This window comes from Pseudomonas sp. 11/12A (genome assembly GCF_000800055.1).
Lineage (GTDB): Bacteria > Pseudomonadota > Gammaproteobacteria > Pseudomonadales > Pseudomonadaceae > Aquipseudomonas > Aquipseudomonas mohnii.
Map to the genome: position 1 here is coordinate 610,133 of NZ_JUGV01000001.1, position 24,537 is coordinate 634,669.

At 60.4% G+C, this 24,537-nt stretch carries 25 protein-coding genes; 13 read left to right on the forward strand and 12 right to left on the reverse strand.

Annotation, left to right across the window (positions count from 1 at the left end; translation table 11 throughout):
• Nucleotides 1-106 precede the first annotated feature (106 nt).
• Both GQ39_RS02845 and GQ39_RS02850 read left to right on the forward strand, forming a co-directional pair.
• Complete coding sequence (locus GQ39_RS02845; protein ID WP_047527124.1) at nucleotides 107-2,758, forward strand: sensor histidine kinase; 2,652 nt, start codon at nucleotides 107-109, stop codon at nucleotides 2,756-2,758.
• A 49-nt stretch (nucleotides 2,759-2,807) separates the two neighbouring features.
• On the forward strand, nucleotides 2,808-3,521 hold the full coding sequence (locus tag GQ39_RS02850) for a response regulator (protein ID WP_047538405.1): 714 nt from the start codon (nucleotides 2,808-2,810) through the stop codon (nucleotides 3,519-3,521).
• Nucleotides 3,522-3,646: 125 nt separating this feature from the next.
• Here GQ39_RS02850 and GQ39_RS02855 read toward each other — a convergent pair whose 3' ends face one another.
• Nucleotides 3,647-4,687, reverse strand: a complete 1,041-nt coding sequence (locus tag GQ39_RS02855) for a patatin-like phospholipase family protein (RefSeq protein WP_047527125.1) — start codon at nucleotides 4,685-4,687, stop codon at nucleotides 3,647-3,649.
• 221 nt (nucleotides 4,688-4,908) lie between these two features.
• Here GQ39_RS02855 and GQ39_RS02860 point away from each other — a divergent pair, with 221 nt between their 5' ends.
• The 3 genes from GQ39_RS02860 to GQ39_RS02870 all read left to right on the forward strand — a co-directional run bounded on the left by GQ39_RS02860 (nucleotide 4,909) and on the right by GQ39_RS02870 (nucleotide 6,917).
• Entirely contained in the window at nucleotides 4,909-5,187 is a 279-nt protein-coding gene (locus GQ39_RS02860) for a hypothetical protein (RefSeq protein WP_034150181.1), read from the forward strand.
• Nucleotides 5,188-5,233: 46 nt separating this feature from the next.
• Nucleotides 5,234-6,001 carry a CHAD domain-containing protein gene (locus GQ39_RS02865; protein WP_047527126.1) on the forward strand — a complete coding sequence of 256 codons (768 nt, stop codon included), beginning with the start codon at nucleotides 5,234-5,236 and terminating at the stop codon, nucleotides 5,999-6,001.
• A 118-nt stretch (nucleotides 6,002-6,119) separates the two neighbouring features.
• Nucleotides 6,120-6,917, forward strand: coding sequence for an acyl-CoA thioesterase (locus GQ39_RS02870; RefSeq protein WP_047527127.1), 798 nt, complete (start codon nucleotides 6,120-6,122; stop codon nucleotides 6,915-6,917).
• On the opposite strand, the gene GQ39_RS02875 is transcribed toward GQ39_RS02870, so the two are convergent.
• The 3 genes from GQ39_RS02875 to GQ39_RS02885 all read right to left on the reverse strand — a co-directional run bounded on the left by GQ39_RS02875 (nucleotide 6,918) and on the right by GQ39_RS02885 (nucleotide 9,942).
• Entirely contained in the window at nucleotides 6,918-7,283 is a 366-nt protein-coding gene (locus GQ39_RS02875; protein ID WP_047527128.1) for a terminase, read from the reverse strand.
• Nucleotides 7,284-7,512: 229 nt separating this feature from the next.
• Nucleotides 7,513-8,994 (reverse strand): methyl-accepting chemotaxis protein, encoded by a 1,482-nt coding sequence (locus GQ39_RS02880; protein WP_047527130.1) that lies wholly within the window; start codon nucleotides 8,992-8,994, stop codon nucleotides 7,513-7,515.
• A gap of 138 nt (nucleotides 8,995-9,132) precedes the next feature.
• Nucleotides 9,133-9,942 carry a TatD family hydrolase gene (locus GQ39_RS02885; RefSeq protein WP_047527131.1) on the reverse strand — a complete coding sequence of 270 codons (810 nt, stop codon included), beginning with the start codon at nucleotides 9,940-9,942 and terminating at the stop codon, nucleotides 9,133-9,135.
• A 236-nt stretch (nucleotides 9,943-10,178) separates the two neighbouring features.
• Here GQ39_RS02885 and GQ39_RS02890 point away from each other — a divergent pair, with 236 nt between their 5' ends.
• From GQ39_RS02890 to GQ39_RS02900, 3 genes are all read left to right on the forward strand, one after another.
• Nucleotides 10,179-11,600 carry a transglycosylase SLT domain-containing protein gene (locus GQ39_RS02890; RefSeq protein ID WP_047527133.1) on the forward strand — a complete coding sequence of 474 codons (1,422 nt, stop codon included), beginning with the start codon at nucleotides 10,179-10,181 and terminating at the stop codon, nucleotides 11,598-11,600.
• A 103-nt stretch (nucleotides 11,601-11,703) separates the two neighbouring features.
• Nucleotides 11,704-12,138 carry a DoxX family protein gene (locus tag GQ39_RS02895; protein WP_047527135.1) on the forward strand — a complete coding sequence of 145 codons (435 nt, stop codon included), beginning with the start codon at nucleotides 11,704-11,706 and terminating at the stop codon, nucleotides 12,136-12,138.
• Between the two features lie 248 nt (nucleotides 12,139-12,386).
• On the forward strand, nucleotides 12,387-12,695 hold the full coding sequence (locus GQ39_RS02900; RefSeq protein WP_047527136.1) for a hypothetical protein: 309 nt from the start codon (nucleotides 12,387-12,389) through the stop codon (nucleotides 12,693-12,695).
• A gap of 77 nt (nucleotides 12,696-12,772) precedes the next feature.
• Here the strand turns inward: GQ39_RS02900 and GQ39_RS02905 are convergent, their stop codons facing one another.
• The 4 genes from GQ39_RS02905 to GQ39_RS02920 all read right to left on the reverse strand — a co-directional run bounded on the left by GQ39_RS02905 (nucleotide 12,773) and on the right by GQ39_RS02920 (nucleotide 15,955).
• Nucleotides 12,773-14,311 carry a cryptochrome/photolyase family protein gene (locus GQ39_RS02905; RefSeq protein WP_047527137.1) on the reverse strand — a complete coding sequence of 513 codons (1,539 nt, stop codon included), beginning with the start codon at nucleotides 14,309-14,311 and terminating at the stop codon, nucleotides 12,773-12,775.
• Nucleotides 14,312-14,335: 24 nt separating this feature from the next.
• Nucleotides 14,336-14,641, reverse strand: a complete 306-nt coding sequence (locus GQ39_RS02910) for a DUF6482 family protein (RefSeq protein ID WP_047527139.1) — start codon at nucleotides 14,639-14,641, stop codon at nucleotides 14,336-14,338.
• 143 nt (nucleotides 14,642-14,784) lie between these two features.
• The gene (gene folE / locus GQ39_RS02915; RefSeq protein WP_047527140.1) at nucleotides 14,785-15,345 is read right to left on the reverse strand and encodes a GTP cyclohydrolase I FolE; all 561 of its coding nucleotides are present in this window, start codon (nucleotides 15,343-15,345) and stop codon (nucleotides 14,785-14,787) included.
• 91 nt (nucleotides 15,346-15,436) lie between these two features.
• Nucleotides 15,437-15,955, reverse strand: coding sequence for a thiol-disulfide oxidoreductase DCC family protein (locus tag GQ39_RS02920; protein ID WP_052193468.1), 519 nt, complete (start codon nucleotides 15,953-15,955; stop codon nucleotides 15,437-15,439).
• 283 nt (nucleotides 15,956-16,238) lie between these two features.
• Between GQ39_RS02920 and greB the strand changes: the two genes are divergently transcribed.
• The gene (greB, locus tag GQ39_RS02925) at nucleotides 16,239-16,730 is read left to right on the forward strand and encodes a transcription elongation factor GreB (protein ID WP_047527141.1); all 492 of its coding nucleotides are present in this window, start codon (nucleotides 16,239-16,241) and stop codon (nucleotides 16,728-16,730) included.
• A gap of 34 nt (nucleotides 16,731-16,764) precedes the next feature.
• Here greB and GQ39_RS02930 read toward each other — a convergent pair whose 3' ends face one another.
• A complete protein-coding gene (locus tag GQ39_RS02930) occupies nucleotides 16,765-19,269 on the reverse strand; it encodes an ABC transporter permease (protein WP_047527143.1) in 2,505 nt (834 codons plus the stop codon).
• Nucleotides 19,269-19,952, reverse strand: a complete 684-nt coding sequence (locus tag GQ39_RS02935; protein ID WP_047527144.1) for an ABC transporter ATP-binding protein — start codon at nucleotides 19,950-19,952, stop codon at nucleotides 19,269-19,271. The genes GQ39_RS02930 and GQ39_RS02935 overlap by 1 nt, the downstream gene beginning before the upstream one ends.
• Nucleotides 19,953-19,962: 10 nt before the next feature.
• Here GQ39_RS02935 and GQ39_RS02940 point away from each other — a divergent pair, with 10 nt between their 5' ends.
• The 3 genes from GQ39_RS02940 to GQ39_RS02950 all read left to right on the forward strand — a co-directional run bounded on the left by GQ39_RS02940 (nucleotide 19,963) and on the right by GQ39_RS02950 (nucleotide 21,993).
• On the forward strand, nucleotides 19,963-20,568 hold the full coding sequence (locus GQ39_RS02940) for an arylesterase (RefSeq protein WP_047527146.1): 606 nt from the start codon (nucleotides 19,963-19,965) through the stop codon (nucleotides 20,566-20,568).
• Nucleotides 20,569-20,624: 56 nt separating this feature from the next.
• Nucleotides 20,625-20,918 (forward strand): hypothetical protein, encoded by a 294-nt coding sequence (locus GQ39_RS02945; RefSeq protein ID WP_047527147.1) that lies wholly within the window; start codon nucleotides 20,625-20,627, stop codon nucleotides 20,916-20,918.
• A 103-nt stretch (nucleotides 20,919-21,021) separates the two neighbouring features.
• Entirely contained in the window at nucleotides 21,022-21,993 is a 972-nt protein-coding gene (locus tag GQ39_RS02950; RefSeq protein WP_047527148.1) for a L,D-transpeptidase family protein, read from the forward strand.
• Nucleotides 21,994-22,116: 123 nt separating this feature from the next.
• On the opposite strand, the gene oprI is transcribed toward GQ39_RS02950, so the two are convergent.
• Nucleotides 22,117-22,368: an outer membrane lipoprotei OprI gene (gene oprI, locus GQ39_RS02955; RefSeq protein ID WP_003199355.1), complete on the reverse strand. Its 252-nt coding sequence runs from the start codon at nucleotides 22,366-22,368 to the stop codon at nucleotides 22,117-22,119.
• Nucleotides 22,369-23,008: 640 nt separating this feature from the next.
• On the opposite strand from oprI, the gene GQ39_RS02960 reads away from it, so the two are divergent.
• A complete protein-coding gene (locus tag GQ39_RS02960; protein WP_020800382.1) occupies nucleotides 23,009-23,296 on the forward strand; it encodes a GNAT family N-acetyltransferase in 288 nt (95 codons plus the stop codon).
• Nucleotides 23,297-23,370: 74 nt separating this feature from the next.
• On the opposite strand, the gene GQ39_RS02965 is transcribed toward GQ39_RS02960, so the two are convergent.
• Complete coding sequence (locus GQ39_RS02965) at nucleotides 23,371-24,447, reverse strand: 3-deoxy-7-phosphoheptulonate synthase (protein WP_047527160.1); 1,077 nt, start codon at nucleotides 24,445-24,447, stop codon at nucleotides 23,371-23,373.
• Nucleotides 24,448-24,537 lie beyond the last annotated feature (90 nt).

Genomic DNA, 24,537 nt, shown 5'->3' on the forward strand with positions numbered 1-24,537 from the left:
CAGGCTAGCTCCCACAGGAAGTCAGCAATCCCTGTGGGAGCTAGCCTGCTAGCGATGGCAGCTGAACAATCACCACATCAACACCTGAAAAAAGAGAGCTTCAAACATGAGCGACTCCGGCCGCGCCGACGCGCTGTTAGCAGACCTGCCCCGGGATGGCCGTGGCCGACTCAAGGTTTTCCTCGGTGCAGCACCCGGTGTCGGCAAGACCTACGCCATGTTGCAAGCAGCGCACACCCAACTGCGCCAGGGCGTGAAAGTCATTGCCGGCGTCGTCGAAACCCATGGTCGCGCCGAAACCGAAGCGTTGCTCGGCGGCTTGCCGCAACAACCGCTGGTGCGCTCGGAGTACCGGGGCGTGATGCTCGAAGAGATGGACCTCGACGGTCTGCTCGCGGCCAAACCGAAGCTGGTGCTGGTCGACGAACTGGCCCACAGCAACGCCCCCGGCAGTCGCCACGCTAAACGCTGGCAGGACATTCAGGAATTGCTCGCTGCCGGCATCGACGTGTTCACCACGGTCAACGTCCAGCACCTGGAAAGCCTCAACGATCAGGTGCGCGGCATTACCGGCGTGCAGGTTCGCGAGACCTTGCCGGACTGGGTGCTGCAAGAGGCCTACGAGCTGCTGTTGATCGACCTGCCGCCACGGGAACTGCTCGAGCGTCTGCGCGACGGCAAGGTCTACGTGCCGGAGCAGGCGCGAGCCGCCATCGACGCATTTTTCACCCAGACCAACCTCACTGCCCTGCGTGAACTGGCGATGCAAACCGCGGCGGCCCAGGTCGATAACGATCTGGCCCAGGGGTATCGCCAACTGGGTCAAGCCGCGCCGGCCGTACGGGGGCGCCTGCTGGTGGGCGTTGACGGCGATGCCCAGGCCGAGCGCCTGGTGCGCCACGCCAGCCGCGTCGCCCAGCGACGGCATCTGCCCTGGAGCCTGGTGCATGTGGACAACGGCAGCGTGCGTGACGAGCAATCACGCCTTTGCCTGCAAAGCGCCCAGCAACTGGCCGAACGCCTGGGCGGCGAAGTGGTGCTGCTGCGTGCCGGCGAGGTTGCGAAAACCCTGATCCAGCATGCGGCTGAGCGCCGTGCCAGCCTGGTACTGGTCGGCCAGTCCCGGCCGCGACTGCGTCGGCGGTTGTTGGGTGGTGGTCTGGCGGCACGCTTGTTGCGCGATGCGCGAGGGTTGGAAATCAACGTCCTCGACAGTGACGAAGAAAAAAATCCGCCCCGACAACATCCGGCGCATGCGCTGGTCTGGTTCGACTATGCGCTCGCTGTCGTGGCAACGATTTTGGCCAGTGCGTTGGCATGGGCCGTGGCGAGTGTCCTGCCATTGCCCAATATCTCGCTGGTGTTCCTCGCCGCCGTGTTGCTGGTGGCGGTGCGCAGCAGTCTCGGGCCGGCGCTGGCCTGTGCTGCGTTGTCGTTTCTGACCTATGACTTCCTGTTCATTCCGCCGAATTTTTCCTTCAGCATCCAGCGCGAAGAAGACGTGCTCACCTTATTGTTCTTCCTGCTGATGGCGGCCCTCACGGGCAACCTCGCGGCGCGCCAGCGCCGACAGTTGCAGGCCTTGCGCGATACCCAGGAAGAAACCACCGAGTTGCTCGACCTGTCACGCAAACTCACCGCCGCCACTGACCGTCAGGCCGTGATCAGCGCCGCCGCCCAGCACCTCAACGGCTGGAGTGACCTGCAACTGTGCCTGCTCAATCGCGACGGTCAAAGCGGCTGGAAAGTCGAAACCGGTGGTCCGCTGGAGTTTACCGAGGCCGAACGCGCCGCCGCCGATTGGGCCTGGCAACACGATCAACCGGCGGGTGCCGGCACCGGTACGCTGCCGTTTGGGCGCTGGTGGTGGTGGCCATTGTCGGTGGAGGATGGACCGCTGGCGCTGCTCGGCGTGTGCGCCAAGGAAGGCCAGACCTTGAGCGGCCAGCGTCGGCGTTTGTTGACCGCGTTGAGTCAACCGTTGGCCCAGGCTCTGGCTCGCGCGCAATTGGCCGATGATCTGGAAGCCGCACGGCTGCACGGCGAGACCGAACAACTGCGCAGCGCCTTGCTGGCCTCGGTGTCCCACGATTTACGCACGCCCCTGACTTCCATGCGCGGCAGCATCGACAGCTTGTTGGCCCTCGGAGAAGCGATCCCGCTGGAGGATCGCCGCGAATTGCTCGAAGGCACCCGCGATGAAGCCGAGCGCCTGGACCGTTATATTCAAAACCTGCTGGACATGACTCGCCTCGGTCACGGTGCCTTGAAGCTGGCGCGGGACTGGGTGTCGCCGGCCGACATTGTCGGCAGTTCACTCAATCGCCTGCGTGCAGTGCTGGCGCCGTTGCAGGTCAGTGTCGAGATGCCGGCCGAGTTGCCGCTGCTGTATGTCCACGCCGCACTGATCGAACAGGCACTGATCAACGTGCTGGAAAACGCCGCGCGGTTTTCGCCGTTGCATGGCCGTCTGCAATTGCGCGCCGGTGTCGCTGACCAAGAGCTGTTTTTCTCGGTAAGCGATGAAGGACCGGGCATTCCCGAAGCTGAGCGATCGAAGATTTTCGACATGTTCTACACCGCCGCGCGCGGTGATCGCGGCGGGCAGGGCACGGGGCTGGGGCTGGCGATCTGTCAGGGCATGGTGGGCGCCCATGGCGGTCGTATCAGCGTCGCCGACGGCATCGAAGGGCGTGGCACCTGCATTACCTTGCACTTGCCGTTGCAGGAACAGCCTGCCTTTGAAAGTGAGCGCTGAAAGTGAAGCCTGATACTCTTTGGAACTCTCTATGTCGCGACCGGAAACCATGAGCCAGACCACGACCATTTTGGTCATCGACGATGAACCGCAGATCCGCAAATTCCTGCGTATCAGCCTCGCTTCCCAGGGCTACAAAGTGCTGGAGGCCGGCACTGGCACCGAAGGCCTGGCCCAGGCAGCCTTGAACAAACCGGACCTGTTGGTGCTCGACCTTGGGCTGCCGGACATGGATGGCCAACAAGTGCTGCGCGAATTCCGCGAGTGGTCGACGGTGCCGGTGCTGGTGCTCTCGGTACGCGCCGGCGAAGGGCAGAAAGTCGAAGCGCTGGATGGCGGCGCCAACGACTACGTGACCAAGCCGTTCGGCATTCAGGAGTTTCTGGCGCGAATACGTGCGTTGTTACGCCAGGCGCCGGCGGGTGAAGCTCAGCAAGCGGCACTGACCTTCGGTCCACTCACCGTGGACCTGGCCTATCGCCGGGTATTGCTCGAGGGCGCCGAAGTTGCGCTGACCCGTAAGGAGTACGCGGTGCTGGCGCAACTGGCGCGGCATCCGGGGCGGGTCATCACCCAGCAGCAATTGCTCAAGGACATTTGGGGACCGACCCACACCGAGGACAGCCACTATTTGCGAATCGTGGTTGGGCATTTGCGGCAGAAGCTGGCGGATGATCCGACCCAGCCGCGGTTCATCGTGACTGAGGCGGGAGTGGGGTATCGGTTGTTGAGTGAGGGTGGTCTTCAGGCAGGTTCTGGCTGATCGGGCCCCATCGCGGGCAAGCCCGGCTCCCACAGGCTTGAGCTGAACACAACATTTGTGAAGGCCACTGAACTTGTGGGAGCTGGCTTGCCAGCGATGAGGCCATTGCGTCGACTCGAGAAATCTCAGGACTCGCGCTCGCTCTCATACCGATCCAGCGTATCCCGCGCAATCTCCCGTCCCAGCGCGATCAGCTCCGGCGCCTTGTAAAACTCGAAAAACCGGCACACCCGCTTCGGCACGTTGATCAGGATGTCCGGCGGGTACCCGGCAATCTTGTACTGCGCCAGGGACGTCTGCATCACCTCGAAACTCTGGTTGATCAAATCCAGCAACGACGCCGGCCCGACGTTGTCGATGATGAATGAACCGGTGGCTGACTTCGGTGCTCCGTCGCGTTCCGGCGCAGCAGCCGGTTGCTGGGCTTCGGGTTCGGCGGATTCGATCCAGGGGTTGATCTCGGCCGCTTCGGCCATCAACGCTTCTTTTTCCAGCAGCAACAATTGTTCGGCCTGCTTGCGCCGGAACGGCAACTTCGAACCGAGGGAATTGATCAGGCTGTCGAAGCGGCTTTTGAACGCGGCGGGCCGCTGGATCACCGGCAGTTGGTAATGGCGCTGGTTGGTGGAGTTGAGGTTAACCGCGATGATCAAATCGCAATGGCTCGACACCACTGGCACGATCGGCAGCGGGTTGAGAATGCCGCCATCCACCAGCATGCGATTGCCTTGCATCACCGGGGTAAACAGGCTGGGAATTGCCGCCGAAGCCCGCATGGCCTGGTGCAGGCAACCTTCCTGGAACCAGATTTCCTGCTGGTTGGTCAGGTCGGTGGCCACCGCCGTGTAGGGGATGCGCAGCTCTTCGATATTGATCTCGCCGACAATCTTGCGGATCCGTCCGAAGACCTTTTCTCCACGAATCGCCCCCAGGCGAAAACTGACGTCCACCAGACGCAATACGTCGAGGTAATCCAGGCTCTCGATCCAGTCGCGATACTCCTTGAGTTTGCCAGCGGCATAAATGCCACCCACCACCGCGCCCATGGAGCAACCGGCGACGCAGGCGATGTCGTAGCCACGCCGCTCGATCTCTTCAATAACGCCAATATGGGCATAGCCGCGGGCTCCACCTGAGCCCAGTACCAGTGCGACACGCTTCTTCATGAATCGCCCTCGTTTTCAATGGTTCAACAATGCACCCATCGAGGGGCGTGCTTCAATCGTTAAGGTCGCTCGATGGGTCAACGCGTCGTTATTTCGATACTCCATGGCGGCAGATGGTTATTCTCTCGAACGCTATAGTTTGCTGTGGCGATGGACGGCACTTTTCATGCCCCAGGCCGTCCTACCTGCACAATTGTTTACCTATCGTTGAGGTGTGAGTGATGAAAGCCTGGATTTGTGTGCCTTTGATTGCCCTGGCACTGGCCGGTTGCGCCGGAAAAACCGCGTACCGCGATAGTTGTGGCAGCAACCTCGATGCGGCGTGGCATGAACTGGACTTGGCCAAAGCCGAGGGTTTCGCCGGGACCGTCAGTTACTCCAAGGCCTTGTCGCTGTTGACCGCCGCCAAGACCCAGCAGCAATTCGAAGGATTCGAAGGTTGCACCAAAAAGGCTGAGAAGGCCCGGTTCTATATTCGTGAGTCACGGGCGGGGCGTTGAGGCATGATGTAAGGTCATTGGGGAAGTTCGATTCAAGGAGCAAGCGATGTCTGACTTGATTGATCGGTTGGTGGCGCAGGTTTTAGGGCTGGAGGTTCGTCTGCTGGCCTGTCAGGCTCGCCTGAGTGCCCGCACCGATCCGGAAGCGCTGCACGATCTGCGTACCACGGTGCGCCGCATGCGCAGCCTGTTACGCCCCTTGCGTGGCTTGCCCGGTGTCGAACAGCTGGAAGCGGCAGCGTCCGCGGTCGGCGACCTGACCACCCCCTTGCGTGATCGCGAAGTGCTGGCGGCGTATTTGCTCCAGCACGATCAACCCGAAGCGGCTCAGCGACGCATGGCGCAGATGGACGAAGCCTATCCCGCAGTGGCCGCAAGCCCCGAGCTCAACCAACTGCTGATAATTCTCGATGCCTTTCCGCGCTTCCTGCGGGCCGCCCAGCGTCAGGATCTGCTCAAGGGCCTGCGCAAGCGTATCGTCACGCGCCTGGCCAAGCAGTGGAAGAAACTCGACGAGGCGCTGCACGATCCTGCCCACGACCGCCATCGTTTGCGCCTGCTGATCAAGCGAGTGCGCTATGGCATCGAAGCTTACCCCGAGCTGGACCGTTTGCCGAAGGCGGCGTTGCCCAGGCTGAGATCGGCCCAGGCGGCATTGGGCGATTGGCACGATTGCTGGCAATGGCTGGTCAGGGCCGAGCAGGAGGCGGATTTGCATCCTTGTGTCGCGGTCTGGAAAACCACCATGGTCAAGGCAGAGCACCGTGCTGATCGTGTCCTGGACAAGTTCAGCAAGGCCTGCTTCAAATCCTGACTGTTCCCCGGCCCTCCTGCACGGCTTATCTGTCGTGCACTTTGGCGGTAATCATCACTGTGGCCGACGCGCCGGCTGGTTAAGATTCTCTGATCCTTTTCCTGCCCTTGAGGTTTGCATGCGTTTTTCCGATTTGCTTGACGCCGTCCGCCGCCAGCCCCTGGCGTTGTCGATTCCGGCTGAGTGGGCACAGGGGCGAGCCAGCTTCGGTGGTCTGGTGGCTGCCTTGCAATACGAAGCCATGCGCGCCAGGGTGCCAGCGGATCGGCAGGTGCGTTCGCTGGCGATCACCTTCGTAGGTCCGGTCGAACCGGAGGTGCCGGTCAGTTTCGAAGTCGATGTGTTGCGTGAAGGCAAAGCCGTCAGCCAGGTGCTGGGCCGGGCGATGCAGAAGGGGCAGGTGGTGACTTTGATCCAGGGCAGTTTCGGCGCCTCGCGGCCTTCGGAAGTGGCGGTGACGGCGCAACCGGCCCCGGAAATGAAACACTGGGATGACTGCCAGGAGCTGCCCTACGTCAAGGGCGTGACCCCGGAATTCATGCGGCACCTGGCGATGCGCTGGAGTGTCGGCGGGCTGCCCTTCACTGGCAACACATCCCGTGAGATGGGCGGCTGGGTGCGCTTGCGTGGCGATGTGAAGGAAGAGGCGGTCACGGAGTCGCACATCCTGGCACTGGTCGACGCCTGGCCGCCGGCGCTGATGCCGTTTCTGAAGAAGCCGGCGATGGGCAGCACCCTGACCTGGACCATCGAGTTCGTGCAGCCGTTGCTCGAATTGAGCACCCTGGACTGGTGCAAATACCTCGTCGAAACCGAACACGCCGCCGACGGCTACGGCCATGCCGCCGCGAACCTGTGGGATGCGCGGGGGCGGTTGATTGCCATGAGCCGGCAGACCGTGACGGTGTTCGCCTGATCAATGACGGCGGTGGCGCTCCCGCCAGGCGCGCCACCAGCCGCCGCTGAAGAAAAACCGTGGGAATGTCAGGAACTGCTCGACCAGCAGGCGCGAGACGGCATCCTTGCGATCACTGAACGGCTCGGACGCTTGCGCCTCCAGGCTGTGACCGTGACGTTGCAAGGCCAGCGCGGCCAACAGGCCGATCACGCCGATGGCGATGTTCACGAAACTCAAGCCGAACACCCCGGTAACAATCAACAGGAACCCCAGGATGAACAGCGGCACGGCAATCAGGTGTAACACCAGATTGGTCGGATGCTGATGATTGTTCGGGTAGGCGCGCCATTGCCAGGCGGGAAGGTTGGGGTGACGTTTACCCATGATGTTTATCCTCGATCCATGTTGAACACATGAATAAAGGATAGGTCTGGCTGATGCGGGCGGCGAATCAAGGTTGGCTATGGAGGTGATAGAGGTCATGGTCAATATTGATGCTGAGCGGGCCAGCCTCTTCGCGAGCCAGTTCACTCCCACAATGGCGTTCTGTCAGACCACAACCTGTGGCCGCTGATTATTCCCTGTGGGAGCGAGCCTGCTCGCGATGAGTCCCTTAGAGCTTGAGTTGCCCTATGGCCCTGCTCAACTCCCCGGCCAACGCCGCCAGGTCATTGCTGGTCGTTGCCGAATTGACGGTTTGCCGCACCGTGTTCTCGGTGACATCGCGAATGCTCACCACCGCCCGGTTCATCTCCTCCGCCACCTGACTCTGCTGCTCGGCCGCCACCGCGATCTGCGTATTGCTTTCACGCATTTGCGCCACCGCGCCGGTGATTTCCGCCAGCGCCGCGCCGGCTTCCTGCGCCTGTTGCACGCAGTCGTCGGCCTTGAACGAGCTTTCCTGCATGAAGTCCACGGCATCCCGGGTCCCGGCCTGCAGCGCGGACACCATCACGGTGATTTCGTCCGTGGAGGTCTGCACGCGTTTGGCCAGGTTGCGTACCTCATCGGCGACCACGGCAAATCCACGACCCATTTCACCGGCCCGGGCCGCCTCAATCGCAGCGTTTAACGCCAGCAGGTTGGTCTGCTCGGCAATGCTGTGAATCACATTGACCACACCATTGATTTTTTGACTGTCCTCGGCCAGGCGCTGAATCATTTCGGCGGTCTGCTGCACCCCGGTCGACAACCCGGCAATCGACTTCTGCACGCGCATCACTACTTCATGCCCGCTGCCGGCCAGGGTGTCGGCCGATTGCGAGAGGTCACGGGTGGCGCCCGCGTGCTGGGCGATATGGTAGACGGTGGCGGTCATTTCATTGATCGCCGTGGCGGCCTGATCGGTTTCGCTTTGCTGGCCGAGCATGCCCTGGCGCACGTCATTCATGCTCGACGCCAGCCGCGCGGCGCCGTCATCCAGTTGCCGGGCGGTATTGGCGACGGTGTTGACCACCCGTTGATAGCCGGCCTGCATGGCGTTGAAGGCATTGGCCATTTGCCCGACTTCGTCGCTGCACGCCAGTGGGACACGGGCCGAGAGGTCGCCGGTTTTTTCGACGTGGAGCATCACGTCTTTCAAGGTGTTGAGCTGGCTGAGCAGGAAGCGGATCAGCAGTTGCGAAGCGCCAAGCATCGCCAGCATCAGGATGAACACGGCGACCGCGTAGTTGGCAAAACGCTCGCTGAATACCTGGCTGAGGCTCGGGCCATGGGCAATCACCGCGACCTGCTGACCATCAGCTCGAGTCAATACCTCGGCGCCAATGAGCAGGTTGTCACCGAACAACGGCATGCTGTCGATCTCGACCCAGCCCTTGGCATCGGTCAGTTCCAGCACAGGCTGCCCGTTGAGCTGCGGGGCATGCCCGCGATCGGAGGTCAGTACATTGTCCGCTTTCGGGAGTGGCTGCCCCACGGGCCAGGCGCTGAGCAATCGAGCCTGGGCCTGGGCCGATGCCTGGGCGGTCTGAATCCGGGCTTGCTGTTCGAGCTGCACGGCGTACAGCACCAGCAGCAGCGTGGTGACGAAGGCGACGGCATTGACCGCCCAGAATTTGTATTTCAGCGAAATATTGCTAAGCCAGGCACCCATGGAGGTTTTCTCTGATAGCGGAAACAGCATTGGCAAGGTGCCAGTATTGTGCCGCTATGCAGGTTGACGAATGTTGACATGCGTCAATGGGTCACCCCTTTACCCTGTGGGCAAACTTGTTCCCACCGGAGGTGTGTTTTATTCCGGGATGGAAGGCAGACCATAGAACGCCCGTGCACAGGCGGTCGTGTGGGCGGCCAAATCTTTCAGGCTCTCTGCGCGATGCAACGCCACTTCGCGCAGCACTTCCGTCAGATAGGCCGGTTCATTGCGACCGTTCTTTGGCTTGGGTCGCAGGCTGCGTGGCAGTAGATAGGGGGCATCGCTTTCCAGCATCAGGCGTCCGCGCTTGATCTCTTTCACCAGCGGATGCAAATGAGTGCCTCGGCGTTCGTCGCAGATCCAGCCGGTGATACCGATGTGCAAGTCCAGGTCGAGGTAACTGAACAGCGCCTTGCGTTCGCCGGTGAAGCAATGCACCACGGCGGCGGGTAGTTGATCGCGGAAGTCGCGCAGGATGTCCAGCAAACGCTGGCTGGCGTCGCGCTCGTGAAGGAACACGGGCAATTGCAATTCGACTGCCAGCGCCAGATGCTCCTCGAGGACTTTTTCCTGCTGCGGGCGCGGAGAGAAGTCGCGATTGAAGTCCAGTCCGCATTCGCCCACGGCAACCACGTTCGGTTCCTTGAGCAAACTGCGCAGACGCCGGGCGCTGTCTGCATTCCAGTCGCTGGCCGAATGGGGGTGAATACCGGCGGTGGCGAACAGCCGTTGAGCGCTTTCATCCAGTTGTTGGCACAACTCCAGCGCCTGTTCGCTGCCCTCGACGCTGGTGCCGGTGAGCACCAATTGGCAGACGCCGGCGGCGTAGGCGCGCTCGAGTACAGCCTGGTGTTTGTCGGCGAAACTGGGGTTGGTCAGGTTGACGCCGATATCGATGAGTTGCATGGTGCTACCTCGGACCAAAGGCCGGAAAGCATATCAGAGCTGTCGATTTATAAGAAAAGCCAAGAACTACAACGAGTTAAAGCTGTCTTTTGATGCCGCGAGCCAGGATGGAGTGGTTAGTGTGCTATCACTGTGCCAGTCTTTCGCCCGTTGCCAGCGCTTCAGGCGCTCTGTTTTTTTCGTTTGATTTCATGAAAAAACTCATGGGATCAACCCGAATTCTTTCCGGAGAGTGGATGAAGCGTTCCTCGGTTTTGCTACTGCTGTGTTGTTCGCTGCTACTGCCGATGCCGGCGGTTGCGCGTCTGCCCGGGCCGCTGCAAGCCGCTCCGGCGGGTAAGGTGCGTGACCTGACGGAAATCCGCAGCAGTCGCGTCCTGCGGGTGCTGGTCAACCAGAGCCGCAACAGCTCCGGCGAAGTCCAGGGCCAGGCCATCGGCGTCGAGTACCATCGCTTGCGCGCCTTCGAGCAATACCTCAATGGGTATGCCCGTGACGGTCAGGCAATCACCCTGAAGATCATTCCCAAAGCCAAGGATCAATTGCTCGGCGCGTTGCAGCGTGGCGAAGGGGATGTGGTGGCTCCAGGGGAACTACTCGATATGCAAGCGGGCCAAGCCGTCAGCACAAGTCAACCGATTGCCAGCGGTATTCCGCTGGTACTGGTCGGCAGAAAAGGCGAGCGCAGCTACACCCGTCTCGAACAACTCTCGGGTAAAACCCTGGCCTTGCCCACCGGCAGCGCCGCCGGGGACGCCGTCAGCCAGATCAATCAGAAACTCGCCTTGCACAAACTGCCGCCAGTGAAGATCGAATGGGTCGATCCGACCCTGGCGGTCGAGGATGTGCTGGAAATGGTTCAGGGCGGGATTTTTCACCTGACCATCGTCGAACAACCGATCGCCGAACGTTGGGGCAAAATTCTGCCGAAGTTGCGTTTCGATCGTCAGGTGCACATCCGCAATCCCGGCGAGGAGTTCTGGTTCGTGCGCCGCGATGCGTCGATGTTGCGGGCCAGCATCGATCGCTTCCTGACCACTTACAAGAAGCCGTCGGACCAGGATGTCGCTTTCCTGCGGATCTATCGGCGCCTGTATCAAGTGCACGATCCATTGGCCAAGGCTCACCGGCAGCGCCTGGAACAGCTTCGACCGGTGCTGCAGAAACACGCGGATGCCCAAGGCATCGACTGGCTGAACCTGGCGGCACTGGCGTTCAAGGAGTCCGCCTTGCAGCCCTCGTCTCGAGGTGGTGGCGGGCCGACGGGCCTGATGCAGATCACGCCGTCCGCGGCTCAGCGGGTAGGGGTCAACAATATTCAGGATCTGGATGCGAACGTGCAGGCCAGCGCCAAGTACCTGGCGATGATTCGCCGCAAGTTCTTCTCCAGCCCGAAACTCAACGAACGTGAGCGCATGGCGTTTGTACTGGCGGCCTACAACATCGGTCCGGAGCGGGTCCAGGGGATGCGCGCCGAGGCGCGGCGTCGAGGGTTGAATCCGAATCAATGGTTTTTTCAGGTTGAACGCATTGCCATGGAGCAGGTGGGGATGGGACCTGTCAGCTATGTTAATAGTGTGAACAAGTATTACTTGGCGTTCGATCGGGAGCGGGAGTCGTTGGAGCCCCAGGGGCAGAAGGTTGCCCTACGAAAGTGATCGAATAAGCTGATTGTTATGGCGGATTTTTTGCGCTTTTAACATGAAATTTACTGATTAATATAGCGGCCAACCCACCCATACTCTCTAAGGATGACGCAGCATGAGCACACTGATTAACAAGGTTCTGTCTACCCGCGCTGGCTACGGCCTGACCGTTCTGCGAATTTTTGTCGGCATCATCTTCGCTGCCCACGGCTCGCAGAAACTCTTCGGCGCGTTTGGCGGTTATGGCCTGGCCGGCACTGCACAGTACATGGAAAGCATCGGTCTGGCGCCGGGCTATCTGATGGCGACACTGGCGGGCGGCACTGAGTTTTTCGCCGGCCTGGCCTTGATCATCGGGTTGTTGGTTCGTCCGGCGGCACTGGGCCTGACCTTTCTGTCGCTGGTCGCCATCTTCTCGGTGCATATCCACAACGGTCTGTTTATGGCTAACAACGGTTATGAGTTCGCCCTGGCGTTGTTGGGTGGCAGCATCGCCGTGATGATCGAAGGCGCCGGCAAGCTGTCAGCCGACCGCGCCATCGCCGGCTGACCGCTCTGGCTCAACGAATAAGGCCCGCTTCGAGCGGGCCTTTTTGTTGCGCGTCATTCTTGACACTGTCCGGTCAGCTTCAATAGGATGTTGCCCATGCGCCGATTTAAACAGCTACTTGCGGGGCGCCAGGTGACTCATTGAGTCGCTGTCAGAAGCTTGAAACAGGCTTCGAAATACCGCTAAAGCGCTGGTTCGGTGTTGCCTCTCACCTGCCATGCAGAATTTTGAGGCAGAGACACGACACGATGAATGCACTAAGCCCCGTTGTACGCCCCGCGCCGATTACGGCACATCTCACCCAGCGCAATCCAAAAATCCTGCTTGGCGGTAAACACCAGCCGACGCTCTTGCGTTATCTCGATGGCTGGCCACGCCGTACCGGTGGACCCGCAGCGTTTCTGATCCAGTTCGTCGAAGACGGAGAGTCCCTGGCCCGGTTTGCCAGCGACAGTTTCGATCTGGCGGTGATTCAATCGCCCAGCGCCGCCGAGGCGGTCGACGTGATCAGGCAACTGACCCGTGTGGCCCGCCAAGGGCTTATCACTCGTCGCTGAAGTTCTGAGGCGGGAACGTCGGGCGCCGAGGTATCGCATCGCGGATGATGCGACAGGCTCGTCCGATCCCGATTCACTCAAAGCGATTCCCCTGCGTCCAGTCTGGCGAGCAGGGCCTGGCCGCGTTGCCAGAGTGCCTGCTGCTTGGCATCCGGCATGCGTTCGAGGTTTTTGTAAACCATGGCCATGCGTTGATTGCCGCGCAAAAGGTCGCGATGACGCATCAGGAAATGCCAGTAGAGCGAGTTGAAGGGGCAGGCATCCTCGCTTGTGCTTTCACTCACCTTGTACGCGCAGTCACGGCAGTAGTCAGACATGCGTTTTATGTATTGTCCGCTGGCGCAGTAAGGTTTCGAGCCCAGATATCCGCCATCGGCGTGCATCACCATGCCCAGTGTATTGGGGAGTTCGACCCAGTCGAAGGCATCCATGTAGATCGCCAGGTACCAGTCGCAAATCTGGCTCGGGGCCACGCCGGCGATGAGCGCAAAGTTGCCGGTAACCATCAGCCTCTGGATGTGATGGGCATAGGCCTGTTTCAGGCTTTGGCCGATCGCCTGGCGCATGCAGTTCATCTGCGTGTCGCCGGTCCAGTAGAACGCCGGCAGCGGCCTGCTGTTGCCGAATAGATTGCCGTCGGCGTAGTCCGGCATTTTCAGCCAGTAGACGCCACGCACGTATTCGCGCCAGCCGATCAGTTGCCGGATAAATCCTTCGGCCGCATTCAGCGCAATGCTGCCTGACCAATAGGCGGCCTCCACATCACTGCACAGCTGACGCAGGTCCAGCAGGCCGATATTGAGCGCAGCGCTGATGCGGGCATGGAACAGAAAGGGTTCGTCGCTGGCCATGGCATCCTGATAGTCGCCGAAGGCGGCCAGGCCATAGTCTAGAAAGTAGTCCCACAGCACCTGTGCCTCGGCGTGGGTCACGGGATAGTCGAAGGTATCCAGGGAACCGTAGTGGTGAGAGAAATGCTTGCCCACCAGTGCCATCACGTCTCGAGTGATCGAGTCTGCGCCAAAGCGTGCCGGGTACGGCGGTTTTACGCCTTTGGGCAAGGCCTTGCGGTTTTCTGCATCAAAGTTCCAGGCGCCGCCCACCGGCGTACCATCGCCATTGATCAACAGGCCACTCTTGCGCCGCATTTCCCGGTAGAAAAACTCCATGCGCAGCTGCTTTTTGCCGTTCGCCCACGCCGAGAACTCGTCACGGGAACAGAGAAAGCGTGTATCGGCATGCCACTGAATCGGTAACCCGGCATCCTTGAGCGACTGCTCCAGACGCCAGTCACCGCACGCTGTCAGGTGCAGTTCGTGCGGCTGCAACAGTGACTGCCAGCGCCGTAGCTCGCCGGGCACTGAGCCGGTGTTGTGCGGATCATCGAGGGCAACGTATTGCACATGGATGCCACGCTGGCGCAACGCCTCGGCAAAATGGCGCATGGCACTGAAAATGAGTGTGATTTTTTGCGGGTGATGAGGGACGTGGCTGGCTTCCTCCATCACCTCTACCAGCAACACCGCATCGAGCTTGCTATCCAGCCCTTTCAATGAGGCCAGATCAAACGATAACTGGTCGCCCAGGACCAGGCACAGCCGACGAGTGTTTTTCATGAGGCAGGGGCCGGGGTCACAGGTTCACCAGGGCGTAGCCAGTGAAAAAGGAATGCGCATCGACTCGATGGGGCCTTCACGTACGCCGCACATCTCATCGTGGACACATTGCTGCACCAGCACGCAGGGAAAGGGCGGGACAAGCTGCAGCATTTCACGCAGATGACTGACAGAGCGCAGGTGCATCGGCTTCGCTGCATCATCCAGCAGAGTGAACTGGCCGTGATCCAGTCTGACGCGAGCCAGATAAAAACCGCCCTCCAGCGACAGCAGCTCCAGTTCACGGACTTCACCCTTCAAGGCCCGCTGGGTCAACGCTTGCAGATTCAAGGTGCACTCCTTGCCTACCCGGGTAGGCGTTCGCCGTCACAAGCAAAGAAATTGCCGCTATCGGCAGGGGCCAAGCGGTCAATCAGGGATAACAGTTCATGGCCAGGCCTCGCCCGCAGACAGGGGTGATACCCGGCCGGGAATCAAGGGCGGCGCCCAATCAGTTGCAAGAACTCCTGGCGCGTCGTGGACGACTCGCGAAAGGCGCCGAGCATGACCGATGAGGTCATCACCGAGTTTTGCTTCTCTACGCCCCGCATCATCATGCACATGTGCTTTGCTTCGATAACCACGGCCACCCCGGCGGCATCGGTGATGTGCTGGATGGCGTCGGCAATTTGCCGGGTCAGGTTTTCCTGTATCTGCAGGCGGCGGGCGAACATGTCGACCACTCGTGCCACCTTCGACAGGCCCAGCACTCGCCCCGTAGGGAGGTAGGCCACATGGGCCTTGCCGATAAAGGGCAGCATGTGATGCTCGCACAGTGAATACAGCTCGATGTCGCGCACAATGACCATCTCATCGTTCTGTGATTCGAACAGGGCGCCGTTGATCACGTCCTCCAGGCGCGTCGTGTAGCCGTTGCACAGGTATTGCATCGCTTTGGCTGCGCGCTTGGGTGTGTCCAGCAATCCTTCTCGCTCAGGGTTCTCGCCGACGCCGACGAGAATTTCACGGTAGTGCTCGGCTAATGATGGGTTCACTTTGATTTTTCTCAGCCATACGGCCTTTCAGGAAAGGGACACCCCTGGCAACAGGGGAGTGCTGGTCACTCAAGGTTTTACGCGGGTTTGGTCAAAGCCCCTGTGGCCCGGGTTTGTCGCCGGGCGAATGACAGGGTGAAGCGTTCCAGGTCTGTTTTGTGTTCAAGGCCGTCTCCTCGACAGGTGCTGCTTTTGGCTCCGGCAACGCACAGCGGTTGTCACGACAGCGACGGCTTCCATCCGGATGAGGCAACCAGGCCAAATGGGGGCGTAAGCGGCAGAACAGCCAATACCCGACGGCCAGCAACGGGCGGATCGCGCGCCATGTCAGTGGCGTGGCCCAAATTCCCAGGCCGGCTGCTCGCCAGCTCCAGAGGGTGGCGTCCAGGCCTGTCATCCAGCGGCCATCGGCGAATTTGGCATGAAGGGAGGACTGCATTTGCTCGACAGTGAACCCCAGGGCCTTTGCGTCAAACGCTTCGTCACTGATGTCAACAAACAGCAGTCGGGCGTCAATGGCGCGCCGGCTCAGGAACCTGATTTCCCGAGCGCAGAGCGGGCATTCACCGTCAAAGTACAGTGTGAGTGGCCACGGCTGTTTATTATACATGTCGGCGCTTCTTGTATAGGTTTTGTATAAGATAGGCTGAAAAAAACCGACTGACAATGGTCGTCACTCTTCTCCGTGTCATTGGCTCCCGGTGTGGGCCGTATAAGCGACACACAACCTGTATAGCCAAGAGCGTCTAAGGTTCATCCCTGATGCGGTTTACCTGAATGCTGCTGGCTGAAGTTATGATACGAACGCGCCGGGATGCTGGCGTTTTCGCTGTGAACCTGTGGACAGGGCGCTACACAATCGTGCCCGGATAACCGTAAGTGAGAGGCCCGTCTTGAGCACCAACATCATCACGAAGGAAGGTCATGAGGCTTTGAAGCAGGAGCTTGATTTCCTTTGGCGAGAAAAGCGCCCCGACACGACGCGCAAGGTCACCTGGGCGGCATCGCTCGGCGACCGCAGTGAAAACGCGGATTATCAGTACAACAAAAAGCTGCTTCGGGAAATTGATCGGCGAGTCCGATACCTTCGCAAACGTCTCGAGGATGTACGGGTTGTCGAGTATTCACCCGAGCAGGAAGGAAAGGTGTTCTTCGGGGCTTGGGTCGAGATCGAAAACGAGGCCGGGGATATCAAGAAATTCAGGGTCGTGGGGTATGACGAGATCTACGGTCGCAACGATTACATCTCGATAGATTCCCCCATGGCCCGTGCGTTGTTGAAGAAAGAGGTGGGGGACGAGGCCGTTGTGCAGACCCCCAGTGGGGAAGTGCTGTGGTGGATCAATGAGATTTCATACCGAAAACAGGATGAAACACTCGGATAACGGCATCTTCATGGAGGGGAGGAGGGTTGATGGATCAACCCTCGCGCAGGACTGTCAGGGGGCTGGCGTTCAAGGCGCGACGAGTGCCGAACACGCCGGCGCCGCCGATCAGCACGGCTCCGATCATTGGCAGCAGCAACAGCCATGGGTGCGGATGCCAAGGCAGGTCAAAGGCGAACCGGTAGAGCACCAGACTCACGACTTCCGACCCCAGCGCGGCCAGTAATCCGCTGACGGCGCCCAGCAAACCAAATTCGATCCGCCGCGCCTTGACCAGCAACTGGCGTTCCGCTCCCAGCGCCCGCAGCAGCGCGCCCTGACGAATGCGTTCATCCAGCGTCGCCTGCAGGCCGGAAAACAACACCGCCATGCCAGCCGCCAGCACGAACAACAACACGTATTCCACCGCCAGCGTGACTTGGGCGAGGATGCTGCGCAGTTGCTCCAGCAACGCTTCGACCTGCAGGATGGTCACCGCCGGAAAGCTGCGGGACAGATCGACAATCTGCTGATCGTGGCCCGCTGACAGATAGAAGCTGGTCAGATAGGTCGCCGGCAGATCCTTGAGGGTGCCGGGCTGGAAGATCATGAAGAAATTCGGCTGGAAGTTGTCCCAGTTGATTTCCCGCAGGCTGGTGACCTTCGCCTCGCGGTTGACCCCGCCGACGCTGAACACCATGTGGTCGCCGAGCTTGAGCTTCAGGCTTTCGGCGACCTTGCCTTCCACCGATACGCCAGGCACCTCGTCCGGAATCTGGTCTTGCCACCAGTTGCCCGCGGTGAGCTTGTTGCCTGCCGGCAGGTCCGCCGACCAGGTCAGGCTCAGGTCACGCTGGATCGCCCGATCACCGGCCGAATCCTTGCTGACGATTTGCTGCACCGGTTCACCGTTGATGCTGATCAGCCGACCCGGCACGACCGGGTAGAGCGGGGCCGATTGCGCCGACAGCGAGATCAGGCGATCGGTAAAGGCCTGTTTCTCCGCGGGCAGGATGTTCAGCGCGAAATAGTTCGGCGCATTTTTGGGTAACTGGTTTTGCCAGGTGTCCAGCAATTCGCCGCGAAGCAGCGCAATCAACGCCATCGACAGCAGGATCAAGCCGAACGCCAGGGACTGGCCTGCGGCCGCCAGCGGGTGACGCAACAATTGGCCCAGACCGAGGCGCCACGGCAGGGAGGCTCGGGCGAGCATGCGTCGCAGGCTTTTCAGCAGCAGTAACAGCAGGCCACCCAACACCAGCGCGGCAATCATGCCGCCGCCCAGCAGGGCAAACGTCAGCAGCAGATCCAGGCTCAGGCGCCACATGATCAGACCCAATGCGGCCAACGCCGCGCCGTAAACCATCCAGGTGCTGGATGGAATGGGCAGCATGTCGCGACGCAACACCCGCAACGGTGGCACCCGCCCCAGCGCCGCCAATGGCGGCAAGGCAAACCCGGCCAATGCCACCAGCCCGGTACCGATTCCGGCAAAGGCCGGGAACAGGCCGCCCGGTGGCACGTCGCTGGGCAACAAGTCATGCAGCAAGGCAAATAACCCCAGTTGCGCCAGCCAGCCGATCGCGGCGCCGCTGATGCTCGCGAGCAATCCGAGTACGGTCAATTGCAAACTGAACAGCACCATGGTTTCGCGCCGGGACAGGCCCAGGCAGCGCAGCAGCGCGCTGGCATCGAAGCGGCGGGTGGCGAAGCGTGTCGCCGACAATGCCACCGCCACTCCGGCGAGCAAGACCGCCACCAGACTGGCCATGTTCAGATAACGTTCGGCCTTGCCGAGCGCACCGCCGATCTGCCGGTTGCCATCGCGGGCATCCTGGATGCGCTGGTTGGCTGCCAGGCCAGGCTTGATCAGTTGGCGATAGGTTTCCAGTGCCCGGGCATTGCCACGCCAGAGCTCGCGATAACTGACCCGACTGCCGGGCTGCACCACGCCGGTTGCCGCAAGGTCGTCGAGATTGATCAGCACCCGTGGCGTCAGGCTGTAGAAGTTGCCGGCACGGTCGGGTTCATAGGTCAGTACCCGCGCCAGGGTCAGGGGTTTCATGCCGACATCGATGCTGTCGCCGATCTTCAGGTTCAACGCGGTCAGCAATCGTGATTCGACCCAGGCTTCGCCGGGTTTCGGCCCGCCTCCGGACGTTTCCGGGGCGAATGGGGCAGGGGCGCTTTTCAGTTCGCCGCGCAATGGGTAGACACTATCCGCCGCCTTGATACTCGACAACTGAATACCATTGTCGGTGGCGATGACGCTGGAAAACTCCACCACTTGCGCATGTTCGAGGCCCAGATCGGTGCCGCTTCTTATCTGCTCCGGGCGCGCCGGTGAGCTGCCTTCGAGCAGCAGGTCGGCGCCGAGAAACTCGGTGGCGCGCAACATCATGGCGCCGTTCAGGCGGGCGCCAAAATAACCGATGGCAGTGCTCGCGGCCACGGCCACCACCAAGGCGAAAAACAATACGCGCAATTCGCCGGCGCGGGCATCGCGCATTAATTGGCGAATGGCGAGGCTGAACAGGCGCACAAACGGCAAGCGTGCCATCAAGGCTCCAGGGGGGCGACCAGCAGGCCGGCTTCGAGGCGGATCAGGCGCCGGCAACGGTGTGCCAGGCGTTCGTCGTGGGTCACCAGCACCAGGGTCGTGCCGCGTTCCTTGTTGAGTTCGAACAGCAAGTCGCTGATGCGCTCGCCAGTGTGGCTGTCGAGGTTGCCGGTCGGTTCATCGGCAAACAGCACGTCTGGTTCGGCGGCAAACGCACGGGCAATCGCCACGCGCTGCTGTTCGCCGCCGGAGAGCTGGCGTGGCGAGTGGGTCAGGCGCTGGCCAAGGCCCACGCGCTCGAGCAATTCGGTGGCGCGTTCGCGGGCATCTTTGCGGCCGTCGAGTTCCAGCGGCAACATGACGTTTTCCAGGGCATTGAGGCTGTCGAGCAACTGAAATGACTGGAAGACGAAACCCACGTGCTCGGCACGAATGCGGGCGCGCTGGTCTTCGTCGAGGTGGCTCAGGCTTTGCCCGGCGAGGGTGACTTCACCACTGCTCGGCAGGTCGAGTCCGGCGAGCAGGCCGAGGAGGGTGGATTTGCCGGAGCCGGAGGCACCGACGATGGCCAGGCTGTCACCCTTGTTCAGTTCCAGGCTGAGTTCGTGCAGGATAGTCAGTTCACCTTCCGCGCTGGGTACCACTTTGCTGAGGTTCTTCGCGGTGAGAATGCTTGCGCCCATGGAGAATCCGATGCGTGTGTGGTTTTTGAGTGCTGGCCTGGCCTTGATGTGCATGGCCCAGAACGCAGCGGCGGGTACAGTCCTGATCGTTGGCGATAGTATCAGCGCCGGTTTCGGCCTGGATACCCGGGTGGGGTGGGTGTCGCTGCTTGAACAGCGGCTCAAGCGCGAAGGTTTTGACGACACGGTGTTCAATGCGTCCATCAGTGGCGACACCAGTGCCGGAGGCCAGGCACGCCTGCCAGCGCTGCTTGCAGAGCATAAGCCGGAGTTGGTGATCCTCGAACTTGGGGGTAACGATGGTCTGCGCGGAATGCCGCCTACTCAATTGCAACAAAATCTTGCCTCAATGATCGACAGCTCCCGTGCCAGCGGTGCCAAGGTGCTGTTGCTCGGCATGCAGCTGCCGCCCAATTATGGCAAGCGCTACACCGATGCCTTCGCCGAGGTCTACAGCAATCTGGCCACCGAGAAAAACATCCCGCTGGTACCGTTTTTCCTCGACGGCGTGGGCGGTCATCCGGACTTGATGCAGGCCGACGGTATACACCCGGCGGCCGGGGCCCAGGACAAGTTGCTGGAGAATGTCTGGCCTACCCTAAAACCGCTGTTATGACTCTTTTCTAGGCGCGGGCTTTCGGCTAAGGTGGCGCCCCCGATTTGGAGCCCCCGATGCCGCGTCCCGCCTGGTCACTTTTTGCCTATCAACTGATCGAGCCTGACGAACAGCTGGATCTGTTCGCCTGCCAGGAAGTGCGGGTGCATCTGGTGGCGCGTCAGCTGGAGTTGGGCGGCTCGGCGGACCGTACCTTGTGCGGCAGCCTGTTGCCGGCGCAGCCACGCTGGTCGAGTGTCGATCGCCGGGTGTTTCAGGACCAGCGCCTGTGCTCCTTGTGTCGAGCGATTCTCGAGTCGCAAAAGCGCGGCACTTCGCCGATCTGGCCAGAGTTGCGGTTCGAGCTGTAAATCATTAACGATAGCAAGCTATCGGCCAACTCCCCGAAATAACGGGCGTCGGTGTACAATCGCGTCCTTATACCCTCTGTTGATCATGCGAAGGATTTTCCGGATGTTGCCGCGCTTTCCTGCCGTCACCCGCTGCCTGACACTTGCCGCCCTCTGTGTGGCGGGTCCTGTTGCAGCATTGGAGCTGCCACTACCACCGCCCGGTGAAGATATCGTCGGCCAGGTGCAAGTCATCAAGGCCAAGTACGAAGACACCTTCGCCGACCTTGGTACCACCTACGACCTGGGCTACACGGAAATGGTCGCGGCCAACCCGGGCGTCGACGCCTGGCTGCCGGGTGCCGGTACCGAAGTCATCCTGCCGACCCGTTTCATCCTGCCGCCGGGTCCGCGTGAAGGCATTGTGATCAACCTGGCCGAATACCGCCTCTACTACTACCCGAAAGGCAAGAACGTGGTGTACACCTTCCCGCTGGGTATCGGGCGTGAGGGCTGGGGCTCACCCATCGCCCACACCACCATCACCGCGAAAACGCCTAACCCGACCTGGACGCCTCCAGCGTCGATCAAGGCTGAGCACGCCGCCGATGGTGATCCGTTGCCGAACGTGGTGCCGGCGGGCCCGGATAACCCGCTGGGGCCGTTCAAATTCAGCCTGGGCACTCCGGGCTACCTGATTCACGGCTCGAACAAGAAGTTCGGCATCGGCATGCGCACCAGCCACGGCTGCTTCCGCATGTTCAACAACAACGTGCTGGAAATGGCGAGCATGGTGCCGGTCGGTACGTCGGTGCGGATTATCAATGACCCGTACAAGTTCGGCGTCAGTGGCGGCAAGGTGTACCTCGAAGCGCACACCCCGCTGGATGACAATGGCAACCCTTCGGTGGTCGACAAGCACACGGCGGTCATCAACGCGATGCTCAAGCGTGAAGACATTACCAACAATCTGCGCATGAACTGGGATGTGGTGCGTGACGTCGTTGCCGCTGAAGACGGCCTGCCGGTGGAAATCGCCGTGCCGAGCACTTCCGCGCCGATGGTCACAAGCGCTCCGCTCGACCCGATGCAATAAGCCTGGAAAAGGACCCGCCGACGCAGGCCGCGTCGGCGGGTTTTTTATTGCTTGCGACAAACGCCGGGCAATAAAAAAGCCGACCCAAAAATGGGTCGGCTTGATAATAATCCCGAAGGATTATTACTTGCGGCTAGCTTTGTCCAGCATGCGCAGAGCACGCTCGTTAGCTTCGTCAGCAGTCTGTTGTGCTTTTTGAGCAGCAGCCAGAGCTTCATCAGCTTTACGGTAAGCTTCGTCTGCACGAGCTTGGGAGCGAGCTGCTGCGTCTTCAGTAGCAGTCAGACGTGCTTCGGTTTCTTTCGATGCGCTGCTGCAACCGGTAGCCAGAACTGCGGCCAAGGCCAGAGCAGAGAATTTCAGAACGTTGTTCATCGTGTTCCCCTTCAAGGACTTTCCATTAAATTAGCTATCTCCTCACAGTGAGGAATTAGCCGGCGTACATACTACCCATTACTAGTCGTAAGTAAACTGACGTAAAGCAAGAAGCCAAAAAAATTGTAGGCGTTGATTCTTTTTCGAGCAACTTTTAACTGCTCTGTTTAAAAAATATACAGCTGCAATGCCCGAGCTGAGCGATCCAATGAGGAAAAGCTTACCGCTCTCGTAGCACTTTTCCTCTGTCTTGGCTGAAGAGTGTCTAGATGGATTCGTCTACACTTTTGTTCGGATCTTGGGTGGCGTCTCTCATATCTTTCTCTATCTTCAGGTGACTTTAACAAAGGGCGTTCGTCTTAAGTCTCAACATCCGGCAATGTTCAGGCTATCGACCTTGGGGCGATCTTCGGTCGAGCCAGCCCTGCGTCACCCGGAGCGGCACCCGCCAACCAGCATGATGACGAGTGCACCTTGAGCATTTTTGCCAATGGTGCCTACTATTTGTACGTGCTCGGTTGCGCGAGATCGGTGTAGCTCTTCTCGGTGTCCATTCAGGCACGGGGTGGCGTAGATGTTTCTTCGCCGGAAAAACATCGGTAAGGTAGGGGTCGAAATCCAAGACCCGCGAGGAGTAGTGATGAGCGAGGCGTTGTCCATCCACCATGACCAGGCTGGTCATCAGTTCGAGACCAATGTGGACGGTCATCGTGCCTACCTGACCTATATGGATCTGGGGAAACAGACCCTGGATATCTATCGCACCTTTGTGCCCAACGCATTGCGTGGTCGTGGCATTGCGGCGGCGTTGACCGAACAGGCGCTGCAGTACGCCGAGGAAATGGGCTACACCGTCATTCCATCGTGCTCCTACGTCGAGCGCTACATGGAGCGTCACCAGCGGCATGCCGCCAAGCTGAGCCAGTAAGCTTGAAAAAAACGAACGCATAAAAAAACGCCGGGTTCAGCCCGGCGTTTTTTTGTCTGCAGCCAATGGCGCGATCAGGAGCGATCGCGTTTAGGCAGCACATCCTTGAGCTTGGCGTGCATGCTGCGCAAGGTCGTTTCGGTGGCCGACCAGTCGATGCAGGCATCGGTGATCGACACGCCATATTTCAGGTCGGCGAGGTCTTTAGGAATGGCCTGGCAACCCCAGTTCAGATGGCTTTCGACCATCAGACCAATGATCGACTTGTTGCCTTCGAGGATCTGGTTGGCGACGTTTTCCATCACCAGCGGTTGCAGGGCCGGGTCCTTGTTGGAGTTGGCGTGGCTGCAATCGACCATGATGTTTGGCTTGATCTTCGCTTTGTCCAGCGCCTGTTCGCAGAGGGCGACGCTGACCGAATCGTAGTTCGGCTTGCCGTTGCCACCGCGCAGGACCACGTGACCGTAGGCATTGCCCTTGGTGGTCACGATCGACACGCCACCTTCCTGGTTGATACCCAGGAAACGGTGCGGGCTGGAAACCGATTGCAAGGCGTTGATCGCCACGGTCAGGCCGCCATCGGTGCCGTTCTTGAAGCCGACGGCCGAGGACAGGCCGGAGGCCATTTCGCGGTGAGTCTGGGATTCTGTGGTGCGCGCGCCGATGGCCGACCAACTGATCAGGTCCTGCAAGTATTGCGGGGAGATCGGGTCGAGGGCTTCGGTGGCGGTAGGCAGGCCCATTTCGGCCAGGTCCAGCAGCAGTTGGCGACCAATGTGCAGACCGTCCTGGATCTTGAACGAGTCATCCAGGTACGGGTCGTTGATCAGGCCTTTCCAGCCGACGGTGGTGCGTGGCTTCTCGAAGTACACGCGCATGACCAGATACAGGGTATCGGACACTTCCGCGGCAAGTGCCTTGAGGCGCTCGGCGTATTCGTGCGCTGCCTTGATGTCGTGGATCGAGCAAGGCCCGATGACCACGAACAGGCGATGGTCGGTGCCATCAAGAATGTTGCGAATGACTTCGCGGCCCTTGGTGACGGTGCGCAGGGCGGCGTCGCTCAGGGGGATATCGCGCTTGAGCTGATCGGGGGTGATCAGAGTCTCGTTGGAGGCGACGTTTAGGTCGTTGATCGGTAAATCAGCCATCGTTTACTCGTCAGGTCACGGGTGCCGGCCGCCAGCGAACCCGCGCGGCGGAGCACAGCAAATTAAGCGCGTCGGGGAGCGGAACCTTAG